This window comes from Cutibacterium porci (genome assembly GCF_009696315.1).
GTDB lineage: Bacteria > Actinomycetota > Actinomycetes > Propionibacteriales > Propionibacteriaceae > Cutibacterium > Cutibacterium porci.
This window is the reverse complement of record NZ_VUMG01000003.1, coordinates 86,381-108,647: the sequence shown is the minus strand read 5'-3', so window position 1 is coordinate 108,647 and position 22,267 is coordinate 86,381. Positions and strand designations below refer to the sequence as shown.

Genomic DNA, 22,267 nt, shown 5'->3' with positions numbered 1-22,267 from the left:
TTTCTGCGGGAGTCTCAAGTGTGGCCTTTGCCACTGTGGACCAGGAGGGGAAAAGGAGCTGCAAACCGCCTTATATCAGGGTGATAAGCATCATTACTGACGACGTTGGATGCATAGTGGAGTGCACATTCGTGCACAGGTGTGGTGCATCTCTCTCGACGGTCGGTAATCGGTCGCGCACACCGATTTTTCACGCCACGACGCACACAACGGGCCCGAAGACGACGTCTCCGGGCCCGTTGTGATTTCAGGTCGATCAGATGAGGCCGAGCTCCTTGACGGCGTCACGCTCGCCAGTGAGCTCCTTGGCAGAAGCATCCATCATGGTGCGCGAGAAGTCGTCGATCTCGAGGCCCTGGACAATCTCAACTTTGCCGTCGGTGATGGTCACCGGGAACGAGTAGAAGAGGCCCTCGGGTACTCCGTAGGAGCCATCAGACGGGATCGCCATGGACACCCAGTCACCCTCGGGGGTGGTGCCCATCCAGTCGCGCATGCACTCGACGGTGGCGTTAGCAGCAGAAGCAGCCGACGATGCACCGCGGGCGTCGATAATGGCGGCACCACGCTTTGCGACGGTCGGGATGAAGTCGTCCTTGATCCACGCCTCGTCCACCAGATCGGCGGCTTTCTGGCCAGCGACCTCGGCGTGGAACACGTCGGGGTACTGGGTCGAGGAGTGGTTGCCCCAGATGGTCATGTGGCGCACGTCGTTGACGGTCTTACCTGTCTTGCGGGCAAGCTGCGTCTTGGCGCGGTTGTGATCCAGGCGCGTCAGAGAGGCGAAGTGATCGTTCGGGATGTCGACCGCGTTGGTAGCGGCGATGAGGGCGTTGGTGTTGGCGGGGTTGCCCGTGACGAGAACGCGGACGTCATCGGCAGCAACGTCGTTGAGGGCCTTGCCCTGGGCGGTGAAGATGGCACCGTTCTTGGTCAACAGGTCGGAACGCTCCATACCTGCCTTGCGGGGCATAGCGCCGACGAGGAAGGCGGCATTGACGCCGTCGAAGACCTTCTTCGGATCGTCGCCGATCTCGATATTCACGAGGTTCCCGAAGGCGCAGTCGTCAAGCTCCATGACGACGCCCTCGAGGGCCTTGAGGGCCGGGGTGATCTCGAGAAGACGAAGCTCGATGGGAGTGTCTCCGAGCAGCGATCCGGAGGCAATGCGGAACAGCAGGCTGTAACAAATCTGGCCGGCAGCTCCGGTGACAGCAATCTTGACTGGGGTCTGGGTCATGGATCTCTCCTTGAAAGTCCTCGATGACACTTGGCTATTGCGAAGCCTACTCGCGGTGACGGCGCGAAGTTGGCTGGGGGACTCATTCGTATCAAGAAGTACGTCACCTATATAAGTTGGGTAGGTTGGGCGCCCACTCAGTGTGGGATCAGCGGGCCGCGTGGGGCGTCGTGGGATCGCTACTGCAAGATGACGGTGCGCATTCCGTCGAGGAACGTGCGGTGTTCTGCGAACAGTCGGACGGCCTCGTTAAGGGTTGCGGACTCGGTGTCCTGGCCAACAGCGGTGAGTTGAGCCACTGTTTGAGAATGGGTGACTCGTTGCACTCGCTGTTCGATGATGGGGCCCTCATCAAGGTCGACGGTGACGAAGTGGGCCGTCGCGCCGATGAGCTTGACCCCGCGGGAATGGGCCTGACGATACGGGTTGGCGCCCTTGAATCCGGGGAGAAATGAATGGTGAATGTTGATGCACCGACCTGAAAGGCGTTCGCATAATTCGGGAGAAAGAATCTGCATATAGCGGGCCAATACGACGAGCTCGACGTCGAGATTGCTGACGGTTCGTAACACCTCCTGCTCGAAGGAGGCTTTAGATTCCCGGTCGACTCTCTGCCACTGGAACGGGACCTTATAAAAGGCGGCTAAATCAGCGAGGTCAGGATGATTCGCCATGACCTGGACGACGTCGATCGGCAGACGGCCAGCATCGCGGTTAAACAGCAGGTGAGAAAGGCAGTGGGGTGCTTTAGAGGCCAAGATGAGGGTGCGGACGGGACGCCCCAGCTCGTCGACGCAGAAGGTTGCGTGGTATTTTCCGGCAAGCTCTCTGAGGGCGGATTCCAGCTCGGCGCGGCTGCTCGCTGACTCGACCTGCAACCGGATGAAGAAGTTTCCGGTATCGGTGCTGGTGAATTGCTGACACTCTGTGAGGTTTCCGCCCACCCGGGCGCACGCCCCGGTAACGGCATGGACAAGTCCAGGGCGATCTGGGCTAGTCCAGGTGACGACGAGCTCATGGGATTCCAGCATGACCGGTACGGTAGTCGAGCTCGTCGCACCAGGTGTGAGGTCTCGCGAGCTGGATCATGGTAATCCAGTGTTGTGCGGTGTTCCCTTTCGGCGCGTCAGAGATGTCCACAGTCTCCACTATTCTGAGCATGAAGTGCCGCTAGAGGCCCTGCCGGGGTGCACCGCGGCGTTCCTCTCGACCACAGGAGTTCGTGCATGCCTACCATCGTCTGGACCAAGATTGACGAGGCTCCCGCCCTCGCGTCATATTCCTTACTACCCATCGTGGAGGGATTCCTCGACGAGTCGGGTATTGACATTACGACCTCGGATATTTCGTTGGCAGGGCGCATTCTGGCCCAGTTCCCGGATCGTCTGAATGAGGATCAGAGAGTTGCCAACCATCTGGCTGAGCTGGGCGATCTCACCGGTTCCCCGGATGCCAACATCATCAAGCTGCCGAATATCTCTGCATCAATTCCACAGCTGAAGGCTGCTATTGCCGAGTTGCAGTCCCAGGGCTACGACCTTCCGGATTTTCCCGACAAGCCTTCCAGCGACCAGGAGAACGAGATCGCCGCTCGTTACGCCACCGTGCTGGGATCAGCGGTGAACCCGGTGCTGCGTCAGGGGAACTCCGATCGTCGAGCCCCCGCTGCCGTCAAGGCTTACGCCAAGGCTCATCCCCACAAGATGGGGCCGTGGAGTGACCAGGTCAAGGCGCGAGTCGCATATATGGATCAGGGAGACTTCTTCGATCACGAGGAGTCATTCGTTTCCCATGGGCAGGATCTCGACGTCGTCCTCGTCGGACCTGACGGTTCCGAGACGGTCTTGGCTCGTGGCATCGAGACCCTCGACGGCGAAATTGTTGACGCTACGTTCTTGTCCGTTGATGCCCTCGACGAGTTCTATGCCTCCTCCCTAGCCCAGGCTAAGGAAGAGAATTTGCTGTGGTCGGTTCACCTCAAGGCGACGATGATGAAGGTCTCCGATCCGGTCCTCTTCGGCCACGCGGTGCGCACCTTCCTGGCTGATGTTTTCGATAAATTCGGTGACGACCTCAACTCGGTAGGCGTCAACCCCGATCTGGGGTTGGGTGATCTTTACTCTCGTCTTGAGAAGCTTCCGGAAGAACGCGCAATCGTTATTAAGGAGGCCATTGATTCAGCTTTCCAGGCCCGACCAGCCCTGGCCATGGTGGACTCTGACAACGGCGTCACCAACCTGCACGCCGGAAACCTCGTCATTATTGATGCTTCCATGCCCACCGTCGTCCGTGATTCTGGATGCATGTGGAACTCCGAAGGCAAGCGTCAAGAAACCCTGGCCTGCATTCCCGATCGTAGTTACGCCACAATATATGCCGCAATCATGGATGACTGCCGCGAACATGGTGCCCTTGATCCAGCGACGATGGGCGACGTCCCGAATGTCGGTTTGATGGCTCAGAAAGCGGAGGAATATGGCTCGCACCCGACCACATTCATTGTCGCTCACGATGGGCGCATTGAGGTGCGCTGCGGCGATGAAGTGCTGACGAGTCAGCAGGTCGAGGTCGGCGATATTTGGCGTATGAGTCGAGTCCGCGACATTCCAGTGCGCGACTGGGTGCGTCTGGCTGTCGAACGGGCGCGCATCACCAATACCCCGGCAGTGTTTTGGCTTGACGACAACCGCGCCCACGACGCTCGGGTTATCGAGAAGGTCAAAGCCTACCTGCCGGAATACGACACCGAGGGGTTAGATATTCGCATTCTGGCTCCTGCCGACGCTATGAAATTCACGCTGGCGCGCATTCGCCGTGGGGAAGATACGATTTCGGTAACTGGCAATGTGTTGCGTGACTATCTCACCGATCTCTTCCCGATTCTGGAGATTGGTACTAGCGCGAAGATGCTGTCAATCGTCCCGCTATTAGCCGGCGGTGGTCTGTTCGAAACCGGTGCCGGAGGCTCGGCTCCCAAACACGTCGCCCAGTTCGTGGCCGAGGACTACCTGCGATGGGACTCGTTAGGTGAGTTCTGCGCCCTGGGCGCGTGCCTCGAACATATTGACCAGACCAGTGAGGGAACCAAAGCGGGAGTACTTGCCGCGACCCTTGACAAGGCCATCGGCGCGTTTCTCGAGAACGATCGCTCCCCGGCTCGCAAGCTCGGCCAGATCGACAACCGAGGGTCCCATTACTGGCTAGCCCGCTACTGGGCCGCCGAATTGGCTGCCCAGCAGGATGACGCCGAGCTTGCTGACCGGTTCTCCGATGTCGCAACCGAACTAGCGGCACGCGAGAGCCAGATTCTCAAGGAACTCAACGAGGTTCAGGGCAATCCGGTCGAGTTGGGTGGGTACTATCACCCCGACGAGGAGCTCGTCGAGGATGCCATGCGACCTAGCACTACCCTCAACGCCATTATTGAATCTCTGTGAGGGTAGATCCGATTCTGGCTCATGATGAGGCGGTAGACCGACGCCGGTGGTTCAACACCATTGGCGTCGGCCTCGCTGTGTGGGTGGCTCAACGTCTCGCACTCATCGTGGCTATGGCTTGTGACGGTCCGATCATTCCGAGACTGACTCGGTGGGACGGTAAATGGTATTCCGTCGTTGCGGCTGGCGGATATCACTGGCCCCGACCCCTTTTTGGCCATACCAATCCATGGATATCTGATCTGGCTTTCCTGCCGGGGCTACCAGCTCTTGGCAGGGGCATCATCCTAATCACGGGTTTGCCGCCGCGTACAGCGATCTTTATCGCCGGTCAGATGGGTTTTCTGGCAGCCGCTGCGGTCATTGCTGCGGTTGGGTTCAAAGTGGCGACACCGACGGTAGCTGTGCTGCTAGTGGCCTGCTGGGGTGCCGCACCGCGCGCCGTCGTTGAGTCAATGGGCTATACCGAAGGCTGGTTCATTGCCCTTGTAGGGCTAGGACTGCTCGCAATCCTGTCTGGACGGCCGATTACCGCCGGGGCATTCGTCGCCGTTGCTGGTCTGTTCCGGGCATCCGTTGCGCCCGTATGCATTGTCTTCGGTATCGCGTGGCTGACGAGCGTGGTCCGCAGAGAGTCAGGGCAGCGATGGCGTCGTTTCGTTGGGATGGCGCTAAGCCCGTTGGGATTGCTGACGTGGTTCGTCATTGTTGCCTGCCGTACTGGTAGATGGAACGGTTACTTGCTCGTCCAAAAGGCATGGGGGAGCGAGATGGGTACCTTGCGCGACACCTGGGATGTCCTCCAGTCACGGATGGATGTGGTCCCGTTTGATTGGCGCTATATCGGGCTCATTGCTTTGACGTGGTGTCTCTATCTCGTTCTGGGTATCGTGATGGCGCGCCGACGTGAACCAGTGTGGTTGACGGTATATGTGCTTGTGACTGTGATCTTCGTCGCTCACATGCAGGGTTACTTCAACTCCAAAGCCCGGTTCCTGTTGCCTGCTTTCCCCGCGTTTCTGCCGGTGGCGAGACTACTCGACCGGGCTCCACGATGGCTCCAGGCGGTGTTCGTCCTCGTCATATCGGCAGTATCGACGTGGTGGAGCCTCGACGTGTTAGGGCATAGTCTCTCCCCCTGATGTGCTGTGCCGTGGAGTTCTGTTGGAGTGAACCCCTATTCTTAGTCCTATGCACAACGATGACCGGGAGGGCGATAGTCCCGTCACCTTCGTTATTGCCTCTGTGACGAGAGGAATGGTGAAGGTCCGTGGCTGAGGCCCTTAAGAACGCCGCCCTTATTCTGCTATTTATCCTCGTGGGCGGGGTGTTTTCGGCTGCTGAGATGGCTCTGGTGAGCCTTCGTGATTCTCAAGTCAAACACTTGGCAGCGACTCGTGGGTCTCGCGGTCGCTCTATCGAAAAGTTGCAATCTGACCCCAATCGTTTCCTTTCTGCGGTGCAGATTGGCGTCACCGTGTCGGGCTTTCTCGCCTCGGCTTTCGGTGGCGCAACGGTTGCCAGTCAGCTCGCGCCGGTCTTTGAGTCCTGGGGAATGTCGACATCGGTAGCTGCAACAGTTGCCCTCGTCATCATCACGATTATTATTTCCTATTTTTCAATCGTGCTAGGCGAACTTGTAGCCAAGCGATTGGCTATGCAGCGTGCAGAAGGATTCTCCTTGGCGCTTGGCCCAATGGTGAATGGCATCGCGACGTTGTTTCGGCCCGTTATATGGTTCCTGGGAGTGTCCACGGATATTGTTGTCAAGATTCTTGGTGGTGATCCGGCCGCAGCTCGCGAAGAGGTGACGGACGAGGAGATTCGTTCCATGGTCGTTTCGTCAGCAACCCTGGGCGATGAGGAGCGCACCATTCTTGACGAAGTATTTGCCGTGGGTGAGAAATCCCTGCGTGAGGTGATGGTTCCGCGCACAGAGGTTGACTTTCTGCAGGGATCCATGAAAGCTGTTCAGGCTGCTCAAGTGGTTCGAGATGGAGCCCATTCTCGGTATCCGGTGATCGATGGATCGGCTGATCGGGTGCTCGGATTCGTCCATGTTCGTGATCTACTCGAACTTGATCCTCAGATTCGTGCCAGTCGGGTATCTCAATTGGTGCGTGCTGTCATCTCATTACCCGATACCGTCAAGGTACTTAAAGCGCTTACCGAGATGCGTCGCACTAACGCTCACCTAGCTATTGTGCTTGATGAATACGGTGGCACAGCTGGCATTGTCACCTTGGAAGATCTCGTCGAGGAAATTGTTGGCGATATTACTGACGAGTACGACACTATTGAGCCGTCTGATTTGGCGCACGTCAGGCAGCGCGATATTGACGGTTTGACGACCCTTGAGGAGTTTTCTGACAAGGTCGGTTTAGTGCTTCCTGAAGGGCCTTACGACACGGTTGCAGGGTACTTTATGGCTCAAACTGGCGAGGTTCCTACTAAGGGCGCCCAGGTTGACGTCCACCTTGATCCGGTTGGATATGTCGCCGATGAGGATGGCGACGTCGAGCCCGCTCCCAATTTTGAGTTGACAGTTACCGAGGTTGACGGTCTGCGAGCCGCCTGGTTGAGGATCCGTCGCTTGCCGGTGGCCTCTCGGACTGAGCGCGAGGTGGCGAGCGCGTGAAGCGGCCTGCGTGGCTCGGTGGTCCCGGAAAAGATGCCGACGGGGCGCTCCTGCTGACCGGCCCGGAAGCCGGTGAGCTACTGAAGGCAGCTGTCGATCATGCTGGTGGGAGCCTTCTTGATTGGCATCTCGACCACGTTGACGCGAATCCAGGCGAATCCACGACGGCGACCTATCAGGCTCGGGTGCAGTGGGCTTCAGGGCAGCGGCAGGAGCTATTCGGCATGAGCGCCCGGGCGAGTGGCCCTGCCGTGACCGATTCACGCGCCGATATTTATGTTGACGGGTCCCGAGAGGTTGCCGTCTGGCGTTATCCCGACGACCCCGATCTGCCTGGGCTGTCTCGTGCGGCGTATCCAGAGCAAATGGCGGCCATTATCTCCGATCTGAATCTGGTGGATACCCCGGTGACTGCCCAGCAGATTAACCTGCGCATGATCGGGTACCGGCCGCGACGTCGGGCGGTGCTGTGCGTTGAGGTCGACAATCGACGCTTCTACGTCAAGGTGCTGCGCGACGGCATCTTCCAGGCGACGTTGGCGAGGCATGACCTGCTGACCCGTGCGTCGGTGCCGAGCCCCCGGGTGGTCGGTACCACCGACGACAATTTGCTGTTTCTCACCGAGCTGCCGGGATGTCCGCTCAGTAAGGCGCTTTTTGAGCCAGGAGACCCGTGTACCGCAGAGGGCCTCGTCGACCTTCTTGACCAGTTACCTCCTCAGGTGTGTGATCTTCCGCGCCGGTCGCCGTGGAGCGAGTCGGTCGACCATTACTGCCGCATGGTTGCAGCTGCCATGCCGAACCAGAGTGAGCGGTTGGAGAGAATGGCCCAGATCATTACCCAGGGGCTGTCAGGGGTGCCAGAAGGTAATGAGCCCACTCATGGGGATTTTCATGAGGGACAGATTCACGTGTGGAATGGCCACGTGTGCGGAATCCTTGACGTCGACACTATCGGCCCAGGACGCCGAGCCGACGATCTTGCGTGTTTGGTGGCTCACTTATCGACGGTACAGCGCATGAATGCGTCTCAGGCCAATCGCATGCGCCAGATCCTGGCCGCGTGGGTGCCGGTGTTCGATTCTCGGGTTGACCCGATCGAGCTACGACTTCGCTCTGCGGCGGTCGCGATTTCGCTGGCCACCGGGCCATATCGCAGCCAAGAGGATCACTGGCAGGCCGAGACCTTGTCGATCATTGACGCGGCTGAGGCTCTGGTCAATCAGGTGGTCTAGCGTCGTCGTTGCGTCATGAATTGCCGAGCGGCCACAGAAGCGTGACATTTTCCCACTTCTTGGGGTCAGTTTGAGCGTTAAGGTGTCGATTCCACCACTCAGGGGTTACAGTTTTATGGCCCGCGTGGCGAAACCTGCCACGCGGGCTTCCTAATCGTTGGATCATCGTCTGCTCCAGGAGGCAGTCCGTGAAGAAGTCACACCTCGCTATCCCCGCTGTTTTTGCTGCAGCGGCCATGTCGCTGTCGGCCTGTGCGCAGGCTCCTGACGCGTCCACGGGTTCCTCTGCGAGCTCCACCACCTCGGCTGCTGGAAACGGCAATGCGAACTCCGGTGAGTTCAAGGCCTGCATGGTTTCCGACTCGGCTGGTTTTAACGACAAGTCTTTCAACGAGACGTCTCTACAGGGTCTGAATAAGGCCGCTAGCGACCTCGGTATCAAGACCGCCAAGGTTGAGTCGAAAGACGATAAGGATTACGCCACCAACCTGCAGTCCATGGTTGACGCTAAGTGCTCGATCATCGTCTCCGTTGGTTTCTTGCTCGAAAAGCCCACCATCACCGCTGCGAAGGCAAACCCGAACGTCAAATTCGCCATCGTCGATGACAACCCGGCCAATCCTCCTGAGAACCTCAAGCCGTTGATCTTCAACACTGCCCAGTCCTCTTTCGAGGCCGGCTACCTCGCTTCCGCACTGACGAAGACCGGCAAGGTTGCCACCTTTGGCGGCATGAAGATCCCGACCGTCACGATCTTTATGGACGGCTTCGCCCAGGGCGTCGACTACTACAACAAGCAGAAGAACAAGTCGGTCCAAGTCATTGGTTGGGATGCCCAGAAGCAGGACGGCCAGTTCGTCCCGCAGCCCAACCCGTTCCAGAACGTTTCGGGTGGCAAAACCACTGCTCAAGCACTACTCAACCAGGGAGCCGACATCATCCTTCCGGTGGCGGGCAATGCTGGAAACGGTGCTTTGCAGGCCGTGAAGTCCTCGGGAGGAAAAGCTAACGCTATCTGGGTCGATGGTGACGGTTGCAAGACTCAGCCAACCTACTGCTCCAGCATCATCACCTCAGTGTTCAAGGGCATGGATGTTGCTGTTTTCGACGCGATTAAGGCTGCTAAGGACGGCACATTCAATAACGAGCCGTACGTCGGTTCCCTTGAAGACGGTGGTACTGGCCTGTCGCCGTTCCACGAGTTTGATTCCAAGGTTCCTGCCGACGTCAAAGATGAGTTGAAGACGATCAAGGACGACATCAATTCCGGCAAGATCAAGATCACCTCGAAGGCCCAGCCCACGAAGTGAGTCTGAGCGCGAACTCGGTTCGCTCAGCCGCTGTGCAACATTGTGAGCCGACGACGCGCCGATCTCCTGTGGAGGTCGGCGCGTCGTCGTCGGCGCACGCGACATCACCAGACGTGGAAGGATCTGCCCCGTGACCACCACCAACACCACCGCTGCTCCACCCGGTGACAATGCACCCCTCAAAGAAGGGTTGAGCCTGCGAGGCGTCACGAAGAGATTCGGGACCTTGACGGCCAACGACCATATCGACCTTGACATTGTTCCTGGGAAGATCCATTGTTTGCTCGGCGAAAACGGTGCCGGCAAGTCGACCCTCATGAATATCTTGTACGGTCTGCTGCCCTCTGACGAAGGGCAGGTCTACATCGACGGAGTGGAGCAGCACTTCGATAATTCCAAGCAGGCCATGGCGGCCGGTATTGGGATGGTCCACCAGCACTTCATGCTCGTCAACGTGTTTACGGTGGCTGAAAACATTGCGTTGGGACGAGAAGAATCGACGGCAGGAGTGTTGTCGATGCGACGGGCGCGCGCGAAAGTGAGCGAGCTGTCTCAGCGGTACCACTTTGACGTCAACCCAGACTCGGTGATTGAGAACCTGCCAGTTGGGGTCCAGCAGCGTGTCGAAATCCTGAAATCGTTGGCCAACGACGCCAAGTACCTCATTTTTGACGAGCCAACCGCTGTGCTCACTCCGCAGGAAATCGACGAGCTCATGGCCGTCATGAAAACTCTGCGTGATGAGGGTCGCGCCATTGTTTTTATTACCCACAAGTTACGCGAGGTTCGCGCTATCGCAGACGACATCACTGTGGTCCGGCGGGGACGTATTGTCGGTCAGGCCAGCGCTAACCAGTCTGAGGCCGAACTCGCCGAAATGATGGTGGGGCGAGCGGTCAAGCTTGTCGTCGACAAAGACGAAGCCAAGCCGACCGATCCTCGCCTGGAAATCGAAAACCTTACGGTGGCCGATGACCGCGGATCCGTCGTTGTTGACGGCGTGTCCCTGTCCGTCGCAGGTGGTGAAATTCTCGGTGTTGCTGGGGTACAGGGCAATGGCCAGACGGAGCTTGCATCCTCGTTGCTTGGGCTCATCAAGCCGACGTCGGGAACAATCCGCATTGATGGCAAGGACACCACGGGGGCGCCTCCTGCCAAGGCTATTGAGGCCGGGCTCGGGTTCGTTCCCGAGGACCGTCAGCGGGACGGTTTTGTCGGGGAATTCTCCATTGCCGAGAACCTTGTACTGAACCAGGTTGGTGCGTACTCCAAGCACGGGAACCTGCAGCTCAAGCGGATCGCCGACAACGCGCACGACCGCGTAGAGGAGTTTGACATTCGTACCCCGTCGGCCTCGTTGCCGGTGTCATCGCTGTCAGGTGGTAACCAACAGAAGGTCGTGTTGGCACGTGAGCTTTCGCGCCCGTTAAGTGTTCTGGTTGCGTCCCAGCCGACTCGCGGAGTCGACGTCGGTGCTATTGAGTTCTTGCATAAACGTATCGTTGACGAGCGCGACAACGGTACGGCGGTACTCATCGTTTCCACCGAACTTGACGAGATCGAGGCGCTGTCAGACCGCATCGCCGTGATGTACCGCGGTCGTATCGTCGGCATCGCCCCGGCGGGAACTCCCCGTGACGTTCTCGGCCTCATGATGGCCGGATTCAGTTATGACGAGGCGTGCGACAGCGTCGCCCAGGGACACAAGGAGGTCTCGGAATGAGTGCCCCGAAGTCGACTGCGTCGAAAGATGCCCCTTCGTCGACGGCAGCGGCCCCTGCGAAGCCACGCCGCTTCATGGCCGACGTATGGGTGACGGTCGCCGCATTTGTGCTGGCGTTCATCGTCTCAGCCATTGTCATGGTGGCTGCCGATCCCGAGATCAATAAGGAGTGGAGTTACCTCTTTTCTCGCCCCGACGCTCTGACCGACTCGTGGGCCCAGATTTCTTCGGCCTACGCAGCCCTGTTCCAGGGAGCTTTCGGGTCGTGGCAGGCTTTCACGGCGACGACGGCCCAGTCGGCTCCTCTCATATGTGGCGGTCTTGCCATCGGTCTGGGTTTCAAAGCTGGCCTGTTCAACATTGGTGGTCAAGGTCAGGCAATTGCCGGGGCGACTCTCGCCGCATGGGTTGGGTTTAACTTCCACTCCTTGCCGTTGCCGATTCACCTGCTCTTTGCCGTGATTGCCGGTTTCGTTGGTGGGGCGATCTGGGGCGGTATTGCTGGCGTTCTCAAGGCTCGTGCTGGTGCCAACGAGGTCATCGTGACGATCATGCTCAACTACGTTGCGAGTGGTTTGCTGGCCTGGTTACTGACGACCAAGGCCTTCCAGATGCCTGGCCGTACTGACCCGATTGCTCCAATCGTTGACTGGAACGCCACGTTCCCAAGGATGGTCGGGTCTCAATTGCACCTCGGATTCTTCCTGGCTTTGCTGCTCGCCGTAGGCACTTGGTGGTTACTTGACCGCACTGTCCTTGGCTTCCAGATCCGTGCGGTGGGCTCTAACCCGAACGCCTCGGCTACCGCTGGTATGAATACCAACTCGATTATTGCGTGGACGATGGTCATCTCTGGTGGCTTGGCTGGTATGGCCGGCGTCGAGGTGGCTCTAGGCCCTATCTCCGGTGCCACTCCGACCCAGCTATCTATCGGGCTGGTGGGAACAATCGGCTTTGACGCCATCACGGTGGCTCTGCTGGGACGTTCTAAGCCGCTCGGCATCGTCCTCGCTGGCCTGTTCTGGGGTGCGATGAATCAGGGCGGATTGCGTATGCAGGCCATGACTCAAACCTCGCTGGATCTGGTTCGGGTTATCCAGGCTGTGATCGTCATGTTCGTGGCCGCTCCGATGCTGGTTAAGACGATCCTGCCGTTCCTCAAGACGCGCAAGGAAAAGCACACCAATAAACGTGACCGTGGGCCGGTCCCCGCTGACACGACGAAGGGAGCCTTGGCATGAGTCCGGCATCACGCGTTCCGCGTCCCATCACCTCTGACATCACCAAGACCGGTATCGACCTTCCTGCCGAGGCCAGCGAGGCCCTCGATAAGGAATTGGAGTTCGAGCAGTTGGAATCCCGTGAAGCTCGTACTCATCGGCTGTCTACCGGAGTGCTTATCGGCATCATGGCATTGGTGCTGTTTTACCTGCTAACTAAGACGTCAGGAGAGGCGCATTTTGCTTTTACCGACGCCCTCGCTGGTAAAGAATTGGGTACCCTGAAGGTGTCGGGATTCCCGGTCGTACTCGTCAGCGCCATCGCGTGTTTGCTGGCGGCCGGAGCGTTCTTTATGGGACGCAGTCGTCATACCCTCACCGTCACCGCCGGTGTTGTCGCCGGAGCCGCTATCATCGTCGGCTTCCTGAGCTGGGCGGCCGCTGGGCGCGGCTTGCCGTTTCAGGTTGCAGGTCAGCTTCAGGGCACCCTGTCGGTGGCAACTCCGCTAGTCCTCGGTGCGCTGTGCGGTGTCATGTGTGAGCGTGCTGGCGTCGTCAACGTCGCCATTGAAGGCCAAATGCTCACCGCCGCCTTTGCGGCAGCCCTCGTCGGATCCATGACACAGTCGGTCTTCGCTGCGATCCTGTCCGCGATCATCGCGTCTGTGCTGACTGCTGCCTTGCTGGCTGTCTTTACCATCAAGTATGTCGTCGATCAGGTTGTCATGGGCGTGGTCGTCAACCTTTTTGCATCCGGTCTCACAGGATTTTTCTACACCCAGCTGCTTTCTCCGAATGCTGAAGAATACAACACTGCGCCAATTATGGAGGCCGTCGCAATACCGGGGCTCTCGAAGATTCCGTTCTTCGGACCTATTTTCTTCGATCAGACAGTGCTGGTGTACATAGGATTCCTGTGCATTCCACTGGTGTGGTTCCTGCTGTGGCGTACGAAGTGGGGGCTGCGGGTACGCTCTGTCGGTGAACATCCTGAGGCTGCTGACACTGTTGGCATTTCGGTCGCGGGAGTGCGATGGTCCGCAGTGCTCGTCGGTGGAGTTTTCGCAGGCCTAGGCGGTGCTTATTTCACCATTGGAACTGTCGGATCGTTTTCGAAGGACATCACCGTGGGTAACGGCTTCATCGCCCTCGCTGCCCTCATCATGGGCCGGTGGCGTCCAGGGCTGGCCGCCGTCATGGCGTTGTTCTTCAGCTTCGTAACCCAGCTGTCCACCGAGCTATCGACGATTAGCGCGCCTATGCCGTCGCAGTTCCTGCTCATCTTGCCGTACATTGCGACGATCGTCGCTGTGGCCGGTCTGGTTGGCAAAGTCAGGTCGCCAGCGGCTGACGGTACCCCCTACATCAAGGAGTGACGTGAACGTCGACTGGGACGAGTTGCGCCGCCGAGCTCGTGAGTTGACCAAGCGAGCGTATGTGCCGTATTCCCACTTTCCAGTGGGGGCGGCAGGGCTCGCTGAGGACGGTCGCGTCGTCGTCGGATGCAATGTGGAAAATGCTGGTTATGGTGTCACGTTGTGTGCAGAGTGCGGGCTTATTAGTGACCTCGTAGCTGGGGGAGGCGGACGCATCCTCGCTTTCTGCTGCGTTGACGGCAGTGGGGAGACGATCATGCCGTGTGGGCGCTGCCGCCAGCTACTGTGGGAGCATGGCGGCCCGGACATGCTTATAGACACTCCAGTCGGGATTACGACGATGACCGAGGTGCTACCGCAAGCCTTCGGCGTCGATAACCTTGACCGTGTCGCTCACCAGCAGGAGAAGTCATGATAGTAGCCGCAGCCGACGGATCCTCCCTCGATAATCCTGGACCGGCCGGCTGGGCTTGGTATATCGACGACGACACCTGGGCTGCCGGTGGCTGGCCGCGCGGCACAAACAACATGGGTGAGCTCAAGGCTGTCCTCGAAGTGTTGCGCGCTACCCGTGACGTCGATCAGCCGCTGACGATCTTGTGCGATTCTCAATACGCTATTAAGTGCTGCACCATATGGATTTCCGGGTGGAAACGCAAAGGGTGGCGTAAGCGTGACGGCAAACCGGTGCTCAACCGGGACTTATTAGAGCCCATTGATGAGGAACTGGCCGGGCGGGATGTGACCTTTGAATGGGTGAAAGGGCACGCTGGCCATGCCATGAACGAGGCCGCCGATCAGCGTGCCCGCGCTGCCGCTACCGCGTTCCGAGACGGTACCCCAGTCGATCACGGTCCAGGTTTCGGTAGTGCCGTTCGCGAGTCGACGTCGGAACAGGAAAGTCCGGTACCCAGCGTTGTGCAGGAGAGACTATGTGATCTACCTGAGCGTCCCGCCACCGCTGACCAGGAGCTCATCGGCACGCTTACCGGCTTGGAACGTCGCCTCCTCGACACTGACGCCGTGGCCCACCGCAGCGCTGTAGAAGAACTTGTTGCCTCGGACTTCGTCGAGCATGACGGGACGGGCAGACTGTGGACGCGTGGTCGGGCCTTGGCCGATATGCCAGCCCCAGAGGTGACGTCCAGCATTGAGATTCTCGGAATGGTGAGGGTCGGGCCACAGGATGTCCTGCTGCGATGGCGAGCTCGGGCTGGGTCACGGGTAAGCCTGCGAGTTTCTCTGTGGCATCGTGACCCAGATAGGGGCTGGCAATTGAGGTTCCACCAAATTACCCCGGTTCGTTGACGGGTAGCGCGCACCTGCGCGAATATCGTCGATCGCGACAGGGCGCTGGGCTGTTTTAGACACTGTCATGTTCGGCGACGTCAACCGATAGAGTAAGCCACATGTGTGCCAACGTTCTTGCCGCTGTCGCGTGGCCCTACGCTAATGGGCCCCGACATATCGGCCATGTGTCCGGATTCGGTGTCCCCTCTGACGTCTTCGCCCGGTACATGCGAATGTCGGGGCACCGGGTTCTCATGGTCTCTGGTTCGGATTGTCATGGCACTGCTATCTCAGTCAAAGCCGATCAGGAGGGGCTGACGGCTCAAGAGTGTGCTGAGAAATACCACCGCATCATCGCGGCGGACTTGCAAGGGCTCGGGTTGTCGTACGATCTGTACACCTCGACGATGACCGATAACCACGCTCACGTCACGCAAGAAATCTTTACCCGTCTCTACGACAACGGTTACGTTGTCAAGAAGTCCGAGATGGGGGCTTTCGAACCGTCAACTGGACGCACGCTGCCCGATCGCTACATCGAGGGCACCTGTCCGGTGTGTGGGTACGACGACGCCCGCGGTGACCAGTGCGACAACTGCGGTCGCCAGCTTGACCCAGCCGACCTCATTAATCCCAGGTCAAAAACCACCGGGGCGGCCCCCGACTTCCGTGAGACCGAGCATTTTTTTCTCGATCTCCCCGCTCTGGCGGAATCATTGACGTCGTGGATTGATACTCGCACCGACTGGCGACCCAATGTCTTGAAGTTTTCCCACAACTTGCTCGAAGAACTGCGTCCGCGCGCTATTACCCGCGATCTCGACTGGGGAATCCCGGTGCCGGTAGAAGGCTGGCAGGACAATCCGATGAAGTCGATTTATGTGTGGTTTGATGCCGTTATCGGCTATTTATCTGCCTCGATAGAGTGGGCACGCCGTATTGGTAAACCTGACGCTTGGCGCGAGTTTTGGAATGACGAAGATGCCCGGTCTTATTACTTCATGGGCAAGGACAATATCGTCTTCCATTCGGTTATTTGGCCCGGTATCCTATTGGGTACAAATGGTCGTGGTGATAAGGGGGGAGAACCGTCAGAAGAGCTCGGGATCCTCGACCTTCCTACCGAGATCGTGTCCAGCGAGTTCTTGACGATGAGTGGTTCCAAAGTGTCGAACTCTCGCGGTGCCACTATTTTTGTTGGTGATTTCTTGCGCGAGTTCGGTCCCGATGCGCTGCGCTATTTCATTGCGGTGGCTGGTCCAGAGAATCAAGATACTGACTTCACCTGGGAAGAGTTCGTCCGTCGTGTGAACTTCGAGCTTGCCAATGAATGGGGAAACCTCGTTAACCGGTCCATCTCGATGGCTTTTAAGAATTGCCGCAAGATCCCAGCTGCTGGTGAGCTGACGGACGCCGACCGTGAGTTGTTAGATGCCTCCTCAGCTGGATTCGATACCGTGGGCGAGCTGCTTTCCCACGCGAGGTTCAAGGCTGCTATCACTGAGGTGATGAGGATCGTCGGGCTTGCCAACGCCTATATCTCTGCTGAGGAGCCCTGGAAACTCAAGGACAACCCTGAACGCCGCGATACCGTGCTGCACGTGGCGTTGCAGGTCGTCAGTGACGTGAACACCATGATGACTCCGTTCATGCCCCATTCGGCGCAGAAGATTTATGAGGCCCTTGGTGGTGAGGATGTGTGGGCGGCTCAGCCTGAGCTCATCGAGACCGATGGGGCACCAATCCTCATGGGTGATTACGCCACCGAGCAAGCCTCGTGGGGTCGTCACGAGATCGCGGTGGGAACTCCGCTGGCCAAGCCGAGCCCGATCTTCCGCAAGCTTGACGCCACGCTCGCCGAGACCGGCCCTGAGTGGGCTCCGGTTAATCCGCAGTGAGCCAGCTCGCTTGCGCCCGTCTCTGTAACTCGCAGACGATGAGGGCGCAGGCTTCGGCGTCGGAGTCGGCTCGATGGTGGTTGAGCTGGTAATTCGGGGCACAGGCGTGAAGCACGGTGGGAAGCTTGTAGTTGGGTAGCCCAGGAATGAGGCGCTGTGCTGTCCGGTACGAGCAGAAGAAGGGTGAGGGCAGGGTGGCAGTGCCGAAATACTCGTCAAGCTGTCGCCACACCCGGGAATCGAAAGCAGCATTGTGGGCGTATGTGGTGGTGCCGTCGACGAAGCGTGAAACGGTATCGGCGATGTTGTCCCAGCTGGGGGCATCCGCGACGTCAGCTGCTGAGATGCCGTGCAGATAGGTGAACTCGAAGGAGTCCCATCCCTTGGGCGGACGAATCAGGGTGTTCAATCGATCGACGATCTGTCCGTCACACACCTTCACCATCGCTAGTTGACAGGCCGATACCCCGCCCATCCGGTTGGCTGTCTCGAAGTCCACCGCGACGAAACTCCGCTCGGCAATTTGCGTGGCAGAGGGGACGAAAAAGGACCGATGCTGAGCCTTCCTGGTCGGCGTGGAGCCTGCCGGTGTGGCGTTGCTCGCGCCTCGCCCGGGCCATTTCTGCGCCGTCATCCGTACCTCCGCTATAGCCTTCTATCGTGACGCCGCCCGAAAGCGACGTGCGTCAGGATAGTTCCCGGTTGCGACACGGGATCCGCTGCGGCGGCATCGTCGAGGGGGCAGCTATGTTTGCCACTCCCCGCAGTGCGGGCTCGCCAGACGGATGCCCGCTAGTCGCCCTGCTTGCGTGCCTCGTGCCGTACCATGATCGCGCCGAGCAAACCGATCACCAGAAACAGAGACGATAATCCGATCGACCACGCCGCTGCGTGAGCGAAACCGGTCTCCAGACTGTTGATGACGGCGTCGCGGGATTCACCGAGTGGGCCAAGGCTGGACGCATTGCGAAGTCCTGGAATAGCTGAACCGGCTGAATCTTCGGTAGCGCGAATGAGCTTGTCAAGGATACTGGCCGGTACGGTGGTGACCGATGCCACGGCGTCGGGGATGGTGTGGTTCATCGCCGATCCCAGCGCCGACCCAGCAATAGCGGCACCGAGGGCTGACCCGAGCTGACGCACCGTTGACTGGGTGGCTGAGCCCGCCCCGGACTGGTCGGCAGGAATATCGTGTAACACCGTCGAGGTCAGTTGGGCTGAGGCCAGGCCGAGTCCAACGCCATAGACGACGAGGGTGACAACGATCAGCCACGTTGATCCCTGCATCCCGACAACCCCGGCCAGGAGGCCGACGCCGAGAACCTCAAGGGTCAACCCGAGGATTACCACTCCAGCCGCACCCATCCTCGCGGCTAGGTGGCGTGCCGACGCTCCTGAGAAGAATGCACCCAACGCCATCGCTGCCAGCACAATGCCGGTACGTACCGTAGAAAGACCGAGCGAGTTCACGAGGAACAGCGGCAGCACGAACATGAGTGAGAACTCGCCGATAGCGACCGTTGCTGCGGTGAGATTACCCCAGGAGAATGTGCCCACCCGGAACAGGGATAAGTCGAGTAAGGCGTCACGACCGACCTTGGCACGGTGTTTTTCCCACACAATGAACAGCACAATAAAGAACACACCGATGGCGATCGACCATGGTACGGGGGAGATGGACCAGCTGGCTGGCCATCGCCACCCGAAGACCTTCAAGGTTTCTTTCTTGCCCCACCACCCCAGAGAGGTAGCTTCAATTAACCCAAAGACGAGCAGACCAAAGCCGATGGCCGAGGTCAGTAAGCCGTCGACGTCGACCCCTCTTTCAGCAGGTTTGCCACGGGTTTGCGGCACCCATGCGGCAATGCCGATGAATACGAGCAGTCCCAGCGGCAGGTTGACCCAGAAAATCCAGCGCCACGATGCGTATTCGGTCAAGATTCCACCTAGTAGCGGGCCGAGGGCCGCCATACCGCTCATAACAGCACCCCATACGCCAAACGCGGCAGCGCGGTCTTTTCCCCGAAAGAGCGAGTTGACTGATGACAGGGTGGACGGCAGCACGAGGGCGCCACCGACGCCTTGGACAGCACGTGAAGCGATGAGAGAACCAGGTCCCGACGCTGTCGCGGCGAGTAGGGATCCTCCGACGAAGAGGACGACTCCAGCCGCAAAGGTGGTTCGGCGCCCAACCCGGTCACCGAGGCGCCCGGCTCCAAGAAGGAGAGCAGCGAAGATGACGTTGTATATCGCATTGACCCACTGAGCGTCAGTGAGGTTGAGATCGAGGGCAGAAATCATCGTCGGCAGCGCGACTCCGACAATTGTGCCGTCTAAGACGATGAGTGAAAGCCCCGCAGCGAGGACAGCAAGGGCCTTCCAGCGGCCAGGGAACGGCTGGGCGGGAATGGAGGTGGCGTCCGACACGACAATCCTTTCGACCCGGTCGATACTACGAAGGTGGCGTCCCATCGGCATCGGCCAAAAGGTTGAAAAAGCGTCCGGCAGTCAGCTCATGAGAGCCGCAACGGCAGCGCTTGCTCGCCTCATACTCATGGGCTGAAATCCCACGACGATGGCTCGCGATCGCATGGCTGGCTCAGCCCGGCACAACGCCAGACCCCGGCGAACCAGTACCCGACGGGATTTCCGTTGCTGGCGCACATCTCGGATGAGACGCCGGACGAAATTGAACCAGCGCGGTCGGTCCAACCAAATAGGGACCACGTTGAGACCGATCTGTAGGCATGGCTCCAACACGTCGAGGGCAAAAATCCCCTCTGCGAGGATTACCGGTGCATCGTCCGCCTCGACGACGTGGGTGCCGTCGGCCCGGGACTGCGCGATGTCGTAGCAGGGGACGACGGTGTGCCCAACGGTGGCGAGTTCTCGCAGGGCCTCGACGGCTGCCGGAAGTTTCCAGGATGCGACGTCGTCCCAGTCGACCATGTCGTGTATGCGGGGGAGCCCGGGCTCATCGAGATCTCGGTAAAAGTCGTCGAGGCGTAGCTCGGGCACATGTGCCATGTGAGTGAGACGGGATTTCCCAGATCCAGAGGGTCCTGCCAGCAGGATGATCGTGCGCGCCACGGCTGCCGAGTCTATCGGGAACGTGGGCTTGCCCGTTGCGGTGAATGGTCTCAGGCCCTGATACCCACAGAGCCTCCGTAGCGCAGCATCGCCTTCGTCGTCTTCTCCGGCAAGCTCAGATGCCGAGGGTCTGGGACATCTCGTCGCGCAGGGTTGCCATGTCTGTGTCGAGACGCGCCTTGGTGGCTGACAGATCGGCTGCCGATTCCTCCGGGGTCGCACGTACTTCGAGGTAGCACTTGAGCTTGGGCTCGGTGCCAGATGGCCGGGTGACGACGTGAACGCGAGGTCCCGTCAGCTCAATCGCGTTCTGCTGTGGTAGCCCGGAACCATTACTGGGATCGTTGAGGTCACAGACGTCGACGCGGTCACCTAATAGTGTCGCGGGAGGGTTGCTGCGCAGACGGTCCATGGAGTCGGCGATGATCGACATATCGGTGACGCGCACCGACAATTGGCTGGTGCGGTGCAGACCATGGGTGGCCCAGATCTCGTCGAGCCGGTCGGCGACGGTTGTGCCGGACGCTTTGAGCTCGCCAATCAGCCGCATAATCGTCGCCAGGGCGGTGATGCCGTCTTTGTCTGGCACGTAGGAAGGATCGCAGCAGTACCCGATGGCCTCCTCATAGCCAAAGACAAGTCCAGGAACGCGACCGATCCATTTGAATCCGGTCAGAGTCACGCGGTGTTCGCGACCGCAAGCCTGAGCCATCCGTCCCAGACATGTCGACGAGACGACCGAATTGGCGTAAACCCCATCGAGGCCGCGACGCAGAGCGTCGTCACCAAGTAATGTGCCCAACTCGTCGCCGGTAAGCATCCGCCAGTCCCCGTCAATGACGGCAGCGACGGCACAGCGGTCGGCGTCGGGATCAGACGCGATGACGACGTCGGCGTCATGCTCGCGTGCCCGTGCAATGGCTAGATCAATTGCGCCTGGCTCTTCGGGGTTCGGGAACGCGACCGTCGGGAAGTCTGGGTCCGGGTCGAGCTGCTCGGTCACTCCGACAAACTCGGGCAAGCCCGTCTTCTCGACCAGCCGACGCACAACCCGTGTCCCGACGCCATGCATCGCGGTGTAAACCCACGTGACGTCAGAATTGGCTGCGGTCAGCTCGGCGGCCCGACACACGTAGGCATCAATGAGCTCGTCGCCGATGAACTCGACGTCGTTACCGCGAGGAATGGCGCTCACCGGCTTCTCAGACACCACCTCGATTTCGTGGGCGATTTCGGTGTCAGTGGGCGGGATGATCTGAGAACCGTCACCCAGATAAACCTTGTACCCATTATCGGCGGGCGGGTTGTGCGAGGCGGTCACCATGACGCCGGCAACTGCCCCATAGTGCTTGATAGCAAAAGCTGTCACCGGCGTCGGGATGGCGGAGTCGGCCAGCAACGCGTGGAATCCTGCTCCGGCCATGATCTCTGCGGTATCGCGTGCGAAGACGTCCGAGTTGTGTCGGGCGTCGAACCCGATGACGACGCTGCCTGCCTGGTGGCCGTGAGAGTGCAGCCAGGCGGCGAAACCGGCTGCCGCACGCTGCACGACGATCCGGTTCATTCGCGACGGGCCAGGGCCGAGCGCCGCACGCAGGCCGGCGGTGCCGAAGGTCAATGGGCCAGCAAAGGCGTCCTCCATCGCTGCGATGGCTTCAGCGTTACCGGACTGGGCACGGGCGAGCAGATCTGACAGTTCAGCGCGGGTGGCCGCGTCGGGATCCTGGTCAAGCCAGGCCTGAACCTCTGTGACGAGCTCGGGACGAGGCCCCTGAGAGCAGGTGGTGGTCATGATTCCTCGATGGGGTTA

At 59.4% G+C, this 22,267-nt stretch carries 17 protein-coding genes; 11 read left to right on the top strand and 6 right to left on the bottom strand.

The window, feature by feature from the left end:
- Positions 1–256 precede the first annotated feature (256 nt).
- Positions 257–1,240 (bottom strand): malate dehydrogenase, encoded by a 984-nt coding sequence (locus FYJ43_RS07935; protein ID WP_154563762.1) that lies wholly within the window; start codon positions 1,238–1,240, stop codon positions 257–259.
- Between the two features lie 179 nt (positions 1,241–1,419).
- On the bottom strand, positions 1,420–2,271 hold the full coding sequence (locus FYJ43_RS07930; protein ID WP_154563760.1) for a formyltetrahydrofolate deformylase: 852 nt from the start codon (positions 2,269–2,271) through the stop codon (positions 1,420–1,422).
- A gap of 195 nt (positions 2,272–2,466) precedes the next feature.
- On the opposite strand from FYJ43_RS07930, the gene FYJ43_RS07925 reads away from it, so the two are divergent.
- From FYJ43_RS07925 to metG, 11 genes are all read left to right on the top strand, one after another.
- On the top strand, positions 2,467–4,677 hold the full coding sequence (locus FYJ43_RS07925) for an NADP-dependent isocitrate dehydrogenase (RefSeq protein ID WP_154563758.1): 2,211 nt from the start codon (positions 2,467–2,469) through the stop codon (positions 4,675–4,677).
- Entirely contained in the window at positions 4,674–5,819 is a 1,146-nt protein-coding gene (locus tag FYJ43_RS07920; protein ID WP_326833478.1) for a hypothetical protein, read from the top strand. The genes FYJ43_RS07925 and FYJ43_RS07920 overlap by 4 nt, the downstream gene beginning before the upstream one ends.
- 128 nt (positions 5,820–5,947) lie before the next feature.
- Entirely contained in the window at positions 5,948–7,315 is a 1,368-nt protein-coding gene (locus FYJ43_RS07915) for a hemolysin family protein (protein ID WP_326833477.1), read from the top strand.
- Positions 7,312–8,550 carry an aminoglycoside phosphotransferase family protein gene (locus tag FYJ43_RS07910; protein ID WP_326833476.1) on the top strand — a complete coding sequence of 413 codons (1,239 nt, stop codon included), beginning with the start codon at positions 7,312–7,314 and terminating at the stop codon, positions 8,548–8,550. The genes FYJ43_RS07915 and FYJ43_RS07910 overlap by 4 nt, the downstream gene beginning before the upstream one ends.
- A 188-nt stretch (positions 8,551–8,738) precedes the next feature.
- On the top strand, positions 8,739–9,860 hold the full coding sequence (locus tag FYJ43_RS07900) for a BMP family lipoprotein (RefSeq protein WP_326833475.1): 1,122 nt from the start codon (positions 8,739–8,741) through the stop codon (positions 9,858–9,860).
- A gap of 130 nt (positions 9,861–9,990) precedes the next feature.
- Positions 9,991–11,583: an ABC transporter ATP-binding protein gene (locus FYJ43_RS07895; RefSeq protein ID WP_326833474.1), complete on the top strand. Its 1,593-nt coding sequence runs from the start codon at positions 9,991–9,993 to the stop codon at positions 11,581–11,583.
- Positions 11,580–12,824: an ABC transporter permease gene (locus tag FYJ43_RS07890; RefSeq protein WP_154563754.1), complete on the top strand. Its 1,245-nt coding sequence runs from the start codon at positions 11,580–11,582 to the stop codon at positions 12,822–12,824. The genes FYJ43_RS07895 and FYJ43_RS07890 overlap by 4 nt, the downstream gene beginning before the upstream one ends.
- Positions 12,821–14,179 carry an ABC transporter permease gene (locus FYJ43_RS07885; RefSeq protein ID WP_154563752.1) on the top strand — a complete coding sequence of 453 codons (1,359 nt, stop codon included), beginning with the start codon at positions 12,821–12,823 and terminating at the stop codon, positions 14,177–14,179. Before FYJ43_RS07890 ends, FYJ43_RS07885 begins: the two co-directional genes overlap by 4 nt.
- A gap of 1 nt (position 14,180) precedes the next feature.
- A complete protein-coding gene (locus FYJ43_RS07880; protein ID WP_326833473.1) occupies positions 14,181–14,594 on the top strand; it encodes a cytidine deaminase in 414 nt (137 codons plus the stop codon).
- Positions 14,591–15,487 (top strand): ribonuclease H family protein, encoded by an 897-nt coding sequence (locus tag FYJ43_RS07875; protein WP_154563750.1) that lies wholly within the window; start codon positions 14,591–14,593, stop codon positions 15,485–15,487. The genes FYJ43_RS07880 and FYJ43_RS07875 overlap by 4 nt, the downstream gene beginning before the upstream one ends.
- A 101-nt stretch (positions 15,488–15,588) precedes the next feature.
- On the top strand, positions 15,589–17,367 hold the full coding sequence (gene metG / locus FYJ43_RS07870; protein WP_154563748.1) for a methionine--tRNA ligase: 1,779 nt from the start codon (positions 15,589–15,591) through the stop codon (positions 17,365–17,367).
- Here metG and FYJ43_RS07865 read toward each other — a convergent pair.
- The 4 genes from FYJ43_RS07865 to FYJ43_RS07850 form a co-directional block, all read right to left on the bottom strand.
- Positions 17,354–18,001, bottom strand: a complete 648-nt coding sequence (locus FYJ43_RS07865) for a 3'-5' exonuclease (RefSeq protein WP_154563746.1) — start codon at positions 17,999–18,001, stop codon at positions 17,354–17,356. The two genes, metG and FYJ43_RS07865, sit on opposite strands and share 14 nt — an antisense overlap.
- Positions 18,002–18,159: 158 nt before the next feature.
- Positions 18,160–19,845 (bottom strand): MFS transporter, encoded by a 1,686-nt coding sequence (locus FYJ43_RS07860; RefSeq protein ID WP_154563744.1) that lies wholly within the window; start codon positions 19,843–19,845, stop codon positions 18,160–18,162.
- 30 nt (positions 19,846–19,875) lie between these two features.
- Entirely contained in the window at positions 19,876–20,511 is a 636-nt protein-coding gene (locus FYJ43_RS07855; protein WP_195839961.1) for a uridine kinase family protein, read from the bottom strand.
- A gap of 61 nt (positions 20,512–20,572) precedes the next feature.
- A complete protein-coding gene (locus FYJ43_RS07850; RefSeq protein WP_154563742.1) occupies positions 20,573–22,249 on the bottom strand; it encodes a phospho-sugar mutase in 1,677 nt (558 codons plus the stop codon).
- Positions 22,250–22,267 lie beyond the last annotated feature (18 nt).